The following is a 1,557-nucleotide window of genomic DNA, read 5'->3' as shown; positions in this document are numbered from 1 at the left end:
GGTACGTGCGTATTACCATCAAGGCCACGGCCCGCGTGCCGATAAACAGGTCGGATACATAGTAGCGACTTCAAGGTTCCAAGTAAAAACTCTCTTGCGAAATGCAGGCGGTCCATACATATGGCCCAGTACAGAAATGTTGCTGCGTGACCATTGCAACATTTGGCAAACTTAGACAGCCCTAGTCAATGCTCGACTTCAACCTCGGAGCGATCTCACCCAACTTACGCCTGTCTGTAGAGATTGCGATAAGCGCCTTTGCGGGTAAACGTGCTATTCACTCGAACATCCCCAACGTCTCCGTATCTTGCAGCAGGGAACGGAAGGCACTGTTTAGAAATACCTTCCGTAGAATAAACTCGATCTAAAAGCCTAGATTTTTTGTAGTGCAGACATTGCAATCTGTTTTGCTCTGTCTTGTGTTGAAACTTCCGAACTTCTCATGTCTAGATAGATAGAGGCTGCATTTTCAGCGGCAAGCTTCAGTTGTTCCTTTTCAGGTTGGCATACAGTTGAAAGAAGCTGCATGGCAAACTTGGGTAGCACGAACTCAATTTTCCTTACTCCTCTTGGCTCGTAACCAGCCTGTTGCAAAGCTAATGGCCCAAGAACTTGCACTCGTATGAAGCTCAGGAAATCCAAGGCTTCAAAGTACTCGCCTCGACAAATTTTTCCCGCGCAATAATGCATCCAAGTCCAAAACCTGTCTTCGACCCACTGTTCATCAAGCCTAGGGTAGGCACCATGTCCCTTAGCCAAAGCCTCAGAGAGTTGGCCGGTTCGTTCCCACAAAATTGTTGGTTCATCCACGCGGTCTGAGATATCGTTCGCTTTGGCAAACTTAAAATCAATATGAAGTCCATCTGGGCCATAAAGCGCAATTACAAGTCTGGGTTCTCCGACATGGTCTCCTGAGAAGGCAGACACAAGGTCGCCGAGCTCGGCGATCATTTCAAATCGCTTTGTAAATACTTCTTCGTAATGGAGAGGATCGACGGCGACGACAAAATCTAAATCGCTATACTCATCTAGGGTGTTATCGCTGTATGAGCCGGAGCATGCCAAGCCTACAATGCGCTTGTCGCTTTTGAACTTGAGAATGGCCTGTGAAATAAAGCTACGATGCTGTGGAAGTGCTGAGCTAGGGAATTCCATTTTGTCGTCCTACATACTGGTTCGATTCTTCGTCTTGAAAAAATCGTCCGCTGGAACGCAGCATTTCCGAATATCAGCCTCATCTGGAAATGCAAGTACAAAGGTGCGTGAGTTTAGAAATACTGTGGCAGGTGGTGCAAGCACAGGAACTAACTTTACGTCTTGCATAGTAGTCAAATACATCCATGAAAGATTGTTCTCACAGTGTATCTGCTTTGCGAACAGCTTCAACTCTTGATGGAAGCATTCAAATGTCCGGTAATGGTATGGACCGTCTGCATTTCGCAAGAGAGTTTTTACTTGGAACCTTGAAGTCGCTACTATGTATCCGACCTGTTTATCGGCACGCGGGCCGTGGCCTTGATGGTAATACGCACGTACCTACAGTCTAATTACCGGACA

The 1,557-nt window shown here is 46.8% G+C and carries 1 protein-coding gene; it reads right to left on the bottom strand.

Features of this window, described 5'->3' with window-relative positions; all coding sequences use genetic code 11:
• Positions 1-372 precede the first annotated feature (372 nt).
• Complete coding sequence (locus PsAD5_RS14360; RefSeq protein ID WP_063292622.1) at positions 373-1,155, bottom strand: nucleotidyltransferase domain-containing protein; 783 nt, start codon at positions 1,153-1,155, stop codon at positions 373-375.
• Positions 1,156-1,557 lie beyond the last annotated feature (402 nt).

This window comes from Pseudovibrio sp. Ad5 (assembly GCF_001623095.1).
Taxonomy (GTDB): domain Bacteria; phylum Pseudomonadota; class Alphaproteobacteria; order Rhizobiales; family Stappiaceae; genus Pseudovibrio.
Note: the sequence above shows the minus strand (reverse complement) of the source record. Positions and strands in the feature narration are given on the sequence as shown.

Bases quoted from the DNA above. Each gene is read 5' to 3' on its own strand.
- PsAD5_RS14360 (WP_063292622.1), bottom strand. From the start codon at position 1,155: ATGGAATTCCCTAGCTCAGCACTTCCACAGCATCGTAGCTTTATTTCA.